General features: G+C 68.2%; 9 protein-coding genes. 7 read left to right on the top strand and 2 right to left on the bottom strand.

Annotated elements, in window-relative coordinates:
• Window positions 1-30: 30 nt before the first annotated feature.
• From GXY01S_RS09680 to GXY01S_RS09670, 3 genes are read left to right on the top strand one after another with little or no spacing between them, the layout of a single operon-like run.
• Window positions 31-1,023, top strand: coding sequence for a tyrosine recombinase XerC (locus GXY01S_RS09680; protein ID WP_082770808.1), 993 nt, complete (start codon window positions 31-33; stop codon window positions 1,021-1,023).
• 12 nt (window positions 1,024-1,035) lie between these two features.
• Window positions 1,036-1,992: a prolyl aminopeptidase gene (pip, locus tag GXY01S_RS09675; RefSeq protein ID WP_061274540.1), complete on the top strand. Its 957-nt coding sequence runs from the start codon at window positions 1,036-1,038 to the stop codon at window positions 1,990-1,992.
• Window positions 1,993-2,018: 26 nt separating this feature from the next.
• A complete protein-coding gene (locus GXY01S_RS09670) occupies window positions 2,019-2,936 on the top strand; it encodes an aspartyl protease family protein (RefSeq protein WP_061274557.1) in 918 nt (305 codons plus the stop codon).
• A gap of 32 nt (window positions 2,937-2,968) precedes the next feature.
• On the opposite strand, the gene GXY01S_RS09665 is transcribed toward GXY01S_RS09670, so the two are convergent.
• On the bottom strand, window positions 2,969-3,451 hold the full coding sequence (locus GXY01S_RS09665) for a hypothetical protein (protein WP_061274538.1): 483 nt from the start codon (window positions 3,449-3,451) through the stop codon (window positions 2,969-2,971).
• 46 nt (window positions 3,452-3,497) lie between these two features.
• Complete coding sequence (locus GXY01S_RS09660) at window positions 3,498-3,836, bottom strand: P-II family nitrogen regulator (protein ID WP_061274536.1); 339 nt, start codon at window positions 3,834-3,836, stop codon at window positions 3,498-3,500.
• 204 nt (window positions 3,837-4,040) lie between these two features.
• On the opposite strand from GXY01S_RS09660, the gene GXY01S_RS09655 reads away from it, so the two are divergent.
• From GXY01S_RS09655 to GXY01S_RS09640, 4 genes are all read left to right on the top strand, one after another.
• The gene (locus GXY01S_RS09655) at window positions 4,041-5,273 is read left to right on the top strand and encodes a UbiH/UbiF/VisC/COQ6 family ubiquinone biosynthesis hydroxylase (protein ID WP_061274534.1); all 1,233 of its coding nucleotides are present in this window, start codon (window positions 4,041-4,043) and stop codon (window positions 5,271-5,273) included.
• Window positions 5,274-5,383: 110 nt separating this feature from the next.
• On the top strand, window positions 5,384-6,193 hold the full coding sequence (gene cysE, locus GXY01S_RS09650; RefSeq protein WP_174520943.1) for a serine O-acetyltransferase: 810 nt from the start codon (window positions 5,384-5,386) through the stop codon (window positions 6,191-6,193).
• Window positions 6,193-7,449: a TIGR03862 family flavoprotein gene (locus GXY01S_RS09645; RefSeq protein ID WP_061274530.1), complete on the top strand. Its 1,257-nt coding sequence runs from the start codon at window positions 6,193-6,195 to the stop codon at window positions 7,447-7,449. Before cysE ends, GXY01S_RS09645 begins: the two co-directional genes overlap by 1 nt.
• Window positions 7,446-8,942, top strand: coding sequence for an ATP-binding protein (locus tag GXY01S_RS09640; protein ID WP_061274528.1), 1,497 nt, complete (start codon window positions 7,446-7,448; stop codon window positions 8,940-8,942). Before GXY01S_RS09645 ends, GXY01S_RS09640 begins: the two co-directional genes overlap by 4 nt.
• The last annotated feature ends 17 nt before the right edge of the window (window positions 8,943-8,959 follow it).

The following is an 8,959-nucleotide window of genomic DNA, read 5'->3' as shown; positions in this document are numbered from 1 at the left end:
CTTTTTTCAGTCAGGAAAAAGGTCTGCGGCATGATGGCAACCGGGGCACGCGATGCCTTTCTGCAGTGGATGGAGACCGAACGCCGGGCTTCCCCCCTCACGCTTGCGGCCTATCGGGGCGATCTGGACCGCTTTCTGTCCTTCCTCATGGGGCATCTGGGCGCGGAACCCGATCTGGGGGCGCTGGCGGGGCTTTCACTGGCCGATCTGCGGGCCTGGCTGGCCCATGAGCATAACGCCGCCCTGACCGGCAGGCGCGCCACCACGCAGGACCGCGCGGCGCGCACGCGGGCACGGCGGGTCTCGGCGCTGCGCTCGTTCTACCGCTACCTTGCCCGGTATCACGGAGTGGACAACCCCGCCCCCGCCCTGCTGGCCACGCCGCGCACCCGCCGCCCGCTGCCCCGCCCGCTGCCAAGGCCAGATGCGCTTGAGGTGCCCGAAGGCGTGGCCGATATTGCCCACACCCCCATGGCGCAGGTGCGCGACGGGGCGCTGTTCATGCTGCTGTACGGCTGCGGGCTGCGCATCTCGGAGGCGCTGGGGCTGGATGTGCGTGATTTCGATCAGGCGGCCAGTCTTGGCAACCCGGTGCAGGGCGATGGCGTGCTGCGCATTCGCGGCAAGGGCGGCAAGGAGCGCATGGTGCCGGTGCTGCCGCAGGTCATGCAGGCGCTCAGGCGGTGGCGCAATGCCCACCCGCTGCCCCAGCCCGATGCGCCGCTGTTCGTGGGCGTGCGTGGCGGGCGGCTGCAGGCGGGCATCGCCCAGCGCGCCATGCGCACGTGGCGGCACATGGCGGGCCTGCCGGAGCATGCAACCCCGCATGCGCTGCGGCATTCCTTCGCAACGCACCTGATGGAAGGTGGCGCCGACCTGCGCGTGATCCAGGATCTGCTCGGCCATGCCAGCCTGTCCACCACCCAGCGCTACACCCTGGCGGATGAGGCGCGGCTGATGGATGTCTGGACACGCGCCCATCCGCATGCCACCACCGACACCCCGCCCGATACTGCCCGATGAACAGGAAGATCCATGCCTGAGCGGTTTGCCTACCCCCCCATCGACCCCTACGACCACGGCTGGCTTGATACGGGGGAGGGGCACCGCGTTTACTGGGAGCTGTGCGGCAACCCTGATGGCATTCCCGTGGTGTTCGTGCATGGTGGCCCTGGCGGCGGATGCTCGGCCTTCCAGCGCCGCATGTTCGACCCCGCGCGCTACCGTATCCTTCTGTTCGACCAGCGCGGCTGCGGGCGCTCCACGCCGCATGCATCCCTCGCGCACAACACCACCTGGCACCTCGTGGCCGACATGGAGCGCCTGCGCGTGCTCACGGGAGCGGAGCAGTGGATGGTGTTTGGCGGCTCATGGGGCTCCACACTGGCGCTGGCCTATGCGCAGACACACCCCGGGCGGGTGACGGCGCTGGTCATGCGCGGCATCTTCACCCTGCGGCGGGCGGAACTGCTGTGGTATTATCAGGAAGGGGCGTCATGGCTCTTCCCCGACCTGTGGGAGCAGTTCCTCGCCCCCATCCCGCCCGCCGAGCGCGGCGACCTGATCGCGGCCTATAACCGTCGCCTGACCGGCACGGACCAGGACGAGCAGATAAAGGCGGCCATTGCCTGGAGCGTGTGGGAAGGCCGCACCATCACCCTGCGCCCCGCCCCTGATACCGCCACCCGGCACGGCGATCCGCGCTATGCGCTGGCCTTCGCGCGCATCGAGAACCATTATTTCATCAATGCAGGGTGGCTGGAGGAGGGGCAACTGATCCGCAATGTGGAGCGCATCCGCCACATCCCCACCATCATCGTGCAGGGGCGCTATGACGTGGCGACTCCCATGCGCACGGCATGGGACCTGCACCGCGCCTGGCCGGAGGCGGATTTTCAGGTTGTTGATATCGCGGGCCATGCCATGACCGATCCCGGCATCATCGAGGCCCTGCTTGCCGCGACCGATGCCATGGCGGAGCGCTTGGGCTAGTGGCGGCCCGCAACACCTTGCTGGCCATGGGGCTGGCCTGTGGCCTTGGTGTGGCCCATGGCGCGATGGCGGCCCCCGATGCCGCGCGGCTGTGCAACCATGAACGCGTAGCCCAGGTGCCGCTGCGCGATGATGGGGGGTATCTCTCCATCGTCATCAGCATTGCAGGCCACAGCCTGAGCGCGCTGGTCGATACCGGCTCCGATGGCGGGCTGCTCACGCCCGAGATGGTGGGCTACCTGCGCCTGCGCCTCGACCCCGAGCATGAAACGGTGGTGCATGGCACGGGCGGGGTGGCACAGGCCACGCCCAATGCCATCGTGCCCGACCTGCGGGTGGGCGGGGTGGATTTTGGCGCACGCTCCGTGCCGGTGGGCGAACTGCCCGGCCAGCCGATGATCCAGCCGCCCGTGGCGGGGCTGCTTGGTGGCGATATTCTCTCGCGTTTCGATCTCGACATGGATGTGCCCGGCGGCACGCTGAGCCTGTGGAACATCCAGCACGGCTCGCTCGCCTGCGCCCCTCCGCCCGCGTGGGATGGCCCGTATGAAAGCCTGCCCCTGCGGCGGCAGGACAACCGCTTCCTGCTTGAGGTCAGGCTTGATGGCAGGCCGGTCACGGCGCTGCTCGATAGTGGCGCGCGCTCGCGCATCGTCTCGCCCGACGTGGCGCACCGCGCGGGTGTTGCCCAGTCACAGCTTGAGCGCGACCCCGGTGGGGTTACCGCCAGCGTGGATGGCCACAAGGACATCTATCACTGGCACCGCTTTGACAGCCTGCAGGTGGGCCACGAGCTTGAGCGCAATGTCACGCTCACCGTGGCTCCTTTGCGCGAGCACCTTGAAATGCTGCTGGGCTCGGACTGGTTCGCAAGCCACAGGGTGTGGATATCCTACGCCACCAGCCAGGCCTTTGTCCGCCCCGCGCGCAGGCAGGGCGGGTAAGGCACGGGCCAGGGCGCGGCCCGTGCGGGGGCTCAGCCCTTGAGCTTGGCGTTGCACTGGCTGTAATAGCCGCCGCCCTTCTGGATCCAGCGCAGGCCGCCATTGGCGTTGGCGGCCTTGTTGGCGTTGTACTGGTCGAGGCAGGTGTGCAGGCGGCCCTTGCCCGCGGGTTCCTTGCTGTATTTGTCAGCTACAGTGGCGGGCATGGTGGCCGAGGTGGTGACCGCGGGCGCTGCGGCCCTGGCTGCCGCCGGCGCGGCTACGGGGGCTGCGGCAGGCGCCGGGGTTGCCGGTGCGGCGGGCTTGGCCGCCTCGGCTGTGGTGGCGGCGCCGGTATCGCACTGGGCTGCCTTGAACTCCTTGTAGGACTGCGTGCCCAGCGTGCCTGCCGTGCGGGCCGCCGTGAATTTGGCGTGGCACGCCTTGGACGTGTCACGTGCCTGCGCGGCTCCGGTGGAAAGGGCGAGCGCCATGACGGAGGCGGCGGCGAGGGAGATGCGGAATGATGTGGCCATGTGGCTGGTCGGTCCTGAAATGATGTATGAAAAAAGCAGGGTAGCTTTACAGTGCGCTGTCGCCCGTCTCGCGCGTGCGGATGCGGATGACGCTGTCCAGCGGGGAGATGAAGATCTTGCCATCGCCGATCTTGCCGGTGTGGGCGGCCTCCAGAATCGTCTCGACCGCCTGCTCGACGAGTTCGTCGGTCACGGCGACCTCGATCTTGATCTTGGGCAGGAAGCTGACGTGGTATTCCGCCCCGCGATAGATTTCGGTCTGGCCCTTCTGGCGACCGAAGCCCTTGACTTCCGATACGGTCAGCCCCTGAATCCCCAGCGGGGTCAGGGCCTCACGCACATCGTCGAGCTTGAAAGGCTTGATGATGGCTGTGACAAGCTTCATCGCACCGCGTCTCCATTCTTGCTGTTCCGGCCGGTTGACCGTGGGTGAAGTAAGGTAACCGCTCCGTCTATACCCTGATCGGGCGATGCATGTCATCCGCCTTCACGCCATGCATCTGGCATGTGCGCTTGTGCGTTGCCCCCGGTGGGGAGTAAATCCGTGTGGCCTGCCCCGTTGCCCGGCAGGCCCAGAACAGGAAACGAAATGACCGCGAACATGACAGCCACCGCCATGCCCGAAGCCCTTGGGGTTGATGTCTGCATCGTGGGGGCGGGTCCGGTTGGCGCCACGCTGGCCTGCCGCCTGGCAGCAGCGGGCATGCAGGTCGCCATCATCGATCGCGCGGCGCTGCCGCCCATGGAGCACCCCGCCTTTGATGGCCGCGCCTATGCCATCGCCGCAGGCTCGCGCCGCCTGCTTGAGGAAGCGGGCGTGTGGGGCCGCCTGCCCATGGAGTCGTGCGACATCAACGAAATCCGCGTGACCGATGGCAGGCCCGGCCAGCCGCCTTCGCCCCTGTTCCTTGAATTTGGCCGGGCCGATGCCGATCAGCCCTTCGGCGCGATGATCGAGGCCCGCGCCCTGCGCGTGGCGCTCAATGCAGCCCTTCACGCAACGCCGGGCCTGCATGTTTTCGCCCCCGATGAAGGCCGCGTGACCCGCACGGCTGATGGTGCCGTGATCCACACCACCAGTGGCCGCACCATCAATGCCCGCCTTGTGGTGGCAGCCGAAGGGCGTCGCAGCCCGCTGCGCGACCAGGCCCGCATCACGGTCACCCGCATGCCCTACAACCAGTGCGGCATCGTGTGCGCGGTCGCCCACGAATTCCCGCATGAAGGCCGCGCGCTCGAGCACTTCCTGCCCGCAGGCCCCTTTGCCCAGTTGCCCATGGCGGGCAATGCCGAGCACCCCAACCTCTCCGCCCTGGTCTGGACCGAGAGCGAGAAGGTGGCCCACCGCCTTGCCGACCTGCCGCATGACGCCTTTACCCACGAGATCCGCCGCCGCATGGGCGATGACTGGCTGGGTGCGGTGACCCCCGTGGGGCGGCGCTGGGTCTATCCGCTTTCCGCGCAGTACGCGCAGCGTTACATCGATACGCGCCTGGCGCTGGTGGGCGATGCCGCCCACGGCATCCACCCCATTGCGGGCCAGGGGCTCAACCTTGGCTTCCGTGACGTGATCGCCATGGCCGATATCCTGACGCAGGTGCACGCGGCGGGCGGCGATGTGGGCGCGCCCGACGTGCTGCGCCGCTACCAGGCGCGTTGCAGGCCCGCCAACATGCTCATGCTGGCGGCTACCGATGCGCTCGAGCGCCTGTTTGGCAATGACAACCCGCTGCTGCGCCTGGCGCGTGACGTGGGGCTTGCCACAGTCAACCGCATAACACCCCTGCGCCGCAGCTTTGCCCGGCACGCCATGGGGCTGTGAACGCCCGCCTGCCAGCCATATGACAACCGCCCATCGGACGGAAGAACGGACCGATCATGCCTGAAAACCCGCCTGCCGCCCTTTCGCTGAAGGATCGCGCCAGCCCCGTAATGCCCCCAACGCTGGGGCCGATCGACCCCGCCATGCTGTGGCGCGAGATCGTAAGCGGCGCATGTGGCTGCAATGACCCGCTGGTCAAGGGGCTGCTGGCCACGGGCATCCGCAATCACGGCTCCTTTCGCGGCGCGCTCGCCGCCCTGCTCGGGCGCAAGCTCGGCGACCGCTCGGTAGCCGATGACGCGCTGGCCGAACTGGTGACGGAGGTGTTCGAGGCTGACCCCGATATCGTCAACGCCGCCGCGGCCGACCTCGTGGCCATACGCGAGCGAGATCCGGCCACGGCGGAATACGTAACGCCCTTCCTGTTCTTCAAGGGCTATCACGCCGTGCAGAGCCACCGCGTGGCGCACTGGCTGTGGCATAACGGGCGCGGCTATCTGGCGCTGCACCTGCAGAGCCGGTGCTCGGAACTGTTCGGGGTCGATATCCACCCAGCCGCCCGGCTGGGGCGGCGGGTGCTGTTCGACCACGGCACGGGCATTGTCATTGGCGAGACCTCGGTGCTGGAGGATGACGTGTCGCTGCTGCAGGGCGTGACCCTTGGCGGCACCGGCAAGAACGTGGGCGACCGCCACCCCAAGGTGCGCCGGGGTGTGCTGATTGGCGCAGGCGCCACCATTCTGGGCAATATCGAGATTGGCGAGGGGGCCAAGGTGGGGGCGGGGTCCATCGTGCTGGAATCCGTTTCGCCCTACACCACGGTGGTGGGCAACCCGGCCCGTGTTGTGGGCACGCGCCATTCCAGCCTGCCCGCCTTCACCATGGACCAGATGCTTCCGCCGATTGATTACATCATCTGATGACCGAATTCGTTTTCAGGCCGCATGTGGCCGTTATTGGCGGTGGCCCCGCGGGCCTTGCCGCAGCCGAGATCCTGTCCGAGCGGGGGTGCGCGGTGAGCGTGGTCGAGCAGATGCCCACCATGGGCCGCAAGCTGCTCATGGCCGGGCGCGGCGGGCTGAACCTGACCCATTCCGAGGATCCGGCAGCCTTTGGCGCCCGCTATGGCGCGGCTACGCCCATGATGCAGGCGGCCCTGTTGGCCTTTGGCCCGGCCGATATGGTGAAATGGGCCGAAGGGCTGGGCCAGCCATGTTTTACCGGCAGCAGTGGCCGGGTGTTTCCCCGCGCCATGAAGGCGTCCCCCCTACTGCGCGCGTGGCTCGCGCGGCTGGCCGCGCGTGGAGTGCGCCTGCTTACCCGCCACCGCTGGCTTGGGTGGGATGAAGCAGGCCGCCTGCGCGTGTCCGGCCCCGGCGGGGCGGCGTGCTGGCGGGTCGATGCCACGGTGCTGGCCATGGGCGGTGCAAGCTGGGCGCGGCTGGGGTCTGACGGCGCATGGGGCGAACGCCTTGGGGGGCTTGGTGTTGATGTCACGCCGTTCGCGCCTGCCAATTGCGGGTTCGTGACCGGGTGGAGCCCGGCCTTTCGCGCGCGGTTTGCGGGCACGCCGCTGCGTGGCATCGGCCTTGCGCTGGAAGGCGGCCCAGACGTGCGCGGCGAGGCGGTGGTGACCGATACGGGCATTGAAGGCGGCGCGGTCTATGCGCTTTCAGCCGCCATTCGCGAGCGGATTGCCCAAACTGGCCGCGCCCGCCTGCTCATTGACCTGCGCCCGGCCCTTGACGCGGCCGAGATTGCCACCCGCATCGCCCGCGTGCGGGCGCGTGAGAGCCTGTCCAACACGCTACGCAAGGCGCTGAAGCTTTCCCCCGTTGCGGTGGCGCTGATGCGTGAAGGCGGCGACGGACCGCCCCCGCGTGCGCCACAGGCCCTTGCCGCACGGGTCAAGGCGGTGCCGGTTGAAGTCAACGCCCCTGCCGCGCTGGACCGCGCCATATCGGTGGCCGGTGGCATTGCGTGGCCCGCACTCGATGCGCATTTCATGATCCGCGCGCTGCCCGGCGTGTTTGCCGCAGGTGAAATGCTGGACTGGGAAGCCCCGACCGGTGGCTACCTGCTGCAGGGCTGCATGGCCACGGGCCGCATGGCGGGCGAGGGCGCATGGGCGTGGTTGCAGGACTCGCGCCGCGAGCGGTATCCGTCAGCGCCATGAGTGTTGCAATCACGATTGGCGAGCGGCGCGGGGCCGTGGCAGGCGATGGCCCCGTGACCATGGACCTGGCCGAACTGCTGTCCACCCGCCTGCTGGTGCAGGGCAATTCCGGCTCGGGCAAGTCGCACCTGCTGCGCCGCCTGCTTGAGCAGTCGGCGCGCATGGTGCAGCAGGCCATCATCGACCCCGAGGGCGATTTTGTCAGCCTGGCCGAGCGCTTCGGCCATCTGGTCATTGATGCAGCCGAGCATACCGAAGCCGCCCTGCAGGCGGCGGGCGAGCGCATGCGCATGCACCGCGCCTCGGTCATCCTGAACCTTGAGGGCGTGGATGCGGATGTGCAGATGCGCCGCGCCGCTGCCTTCCTTGGCGGCATGTTCGAGGTGCCGCGCGATTACTGGTACCCCGTGCTGGTGGTGGTGGATGAAGCCCAGCTTTTTGCGCCAGCCGCAGCGGGCGAGGTATCGGACGAGGCACGTCGCGCCTCGCTCGGGGCCATGACCAACCTCATGTGCCGTGGACGCAAGCGCGGGCTGGCGGGCGTGATCGCCACCCAGCGCCTGGCCAAGCTTGCCAAGAATGTCGCGGCCGAAGCCTCGAACTTCCTCATGGGCCGCACCTTCCTCGACATCGACATGATGCGTGCCGCCGACCTGCTGGGCATGGAACGGCGTCAGGCCGAGAGCTTCCGCGATCTTGAGCGCGGTTATTTTGTGGCCCTCGGCCCCGCCGTGTGCCGCAGGCCGCTTGCGGTGAAAATTGGCCCGGTCGAGACTGAAAGCCGCTCGGCTGGCCCCACGCTGATGCCTTTCGAGCCGGTGCCCGCAGGCGATGAAATACGCGAACTGATCCTGACCCCGGTGCCCGAGCGCGAACTGCCCGCCCGCGCGCCGCGTCATGCCAGTCCGCCGCCCGATATCCTCTCGCAGCTTGCAGCCCATGCCGAGACCGCGACGCTGGAGGCCGAAGCGGCTGCGCCCGAAGCCCCGCCGGTGGATGCGGCAGCGCTCCGCCTGCGCTTTATCGACATCCTGACCGACATATTGCGTGATGAGGATGCAGGCTTCCGCCCGGTGCATGTGCTGTATCAGGATTTTCTGGTGCGCTGCCGGATCGAGGGCATGGGCCGTGACGCGCTCGACATGCCGCGCTTCCGTCGCCTGCTGGCCGTCGCCCGCGCGGGCGTGGATGCCACGACGGTGGAAAGCGAGGACTGGCGGCAGGCCGAGCAGATGGCTGCCGTCCTGCCCGATGACATGCAGGGCATCTTCCTGCTTATTGCGCGGGCGGCGCTGCATGGGGAGCCGTGCCCGTCCGACAGTGTGATTGCGCGCACCTACGGCACCCACTCGCTTGGCCGTGCCCGGCGGCAGCTTGCCTATCTTGAGGAGCAGAACATGATCGTGCTGCGCCATGACGGGCTGGGCCGCCGCAGTGCCGCCATTATCGGCCGCGGTTGGGAAACCGCGCCCGCATTGCCTGAAGGCGGTTGATCATAAGGAAGTTTTTG

It is taken from the genome of Komagataeibacter xylinus NBRC 15237, assembly GCF_001571345.1.
GTDB lineage: Bacteria > Pseudomonadota > Alphaproteobacteria > Acetobacterales > Acetobacteraceae > Komagataeibacter > Komagataeibacter xylinus.
Note: the sequence above shows the minus strand (reverse complement) of the source record. Positions and strands in the feature narration are given on the sequence as shown.

Coding starts and splice junctions, on each gene's coding strand:
- GXY01S_RS09680 (WP_082770808.1), top strand. CDS start 31: ATGATGGCAACCGGGGCACGCGATGCCTTTCTGCAGTGGATGGAGACC.
- pip (WP_061274540.1), top strand. CDS start 1,036: ATGCCTGAGCGGTTTGCCTACCCCCCCATCGACCCCTACGACCACGGC.
- GXY01S_RS09670 (WP_061274557.1), top strand. CDS start 2,019: ATGGGGCTGGCCTGTGGCCTTGGTGTGGCCCATGGCGCGATGGCGGCC.
- GXY01S_RS09665 (WP_061274538.1), bottom strand. CDS start 3,451: ATGGCCACATCATTCCGCATCTCCCTCGCCGCCGCCTCCGTCATGGCG.
- GXY01S_RS09660 (WP_061274536.1), bottom strand. CDS start 3,836: ATGAAGCTTGTCACAGCCATCATCAAGCCTTTCAAGCTCGACGATGTG.
- GXY01S_RS09655 (WP_061274534.1), top strand. CDS start 4,041: ATGACCGCGAACATGACAGCCACCGCCATGCCCGAAGCCCTTGGGGTT.
- cysE (WP_174520943.1), top strand. CDS start 5,384: ATGCCCCCAACGCTGGGGCCGATCGACCCCGCCATGCTGTGGCGCGAG.
- GXY01S_RS09645 (WP_061274530.1), top strand. CDS start 6,193: ATGACCGAATTCGTTTTCAGGCCGCATGTGGCCGTTATTGGCGGTGGC.
- GXY01S_RS09640 (WP_061274528.1), top strand. CDS start 7,446: ATGAGTGTTGCAATCACGATTGGCGAGCGGCGCGGGGCCGTGGCAGGC.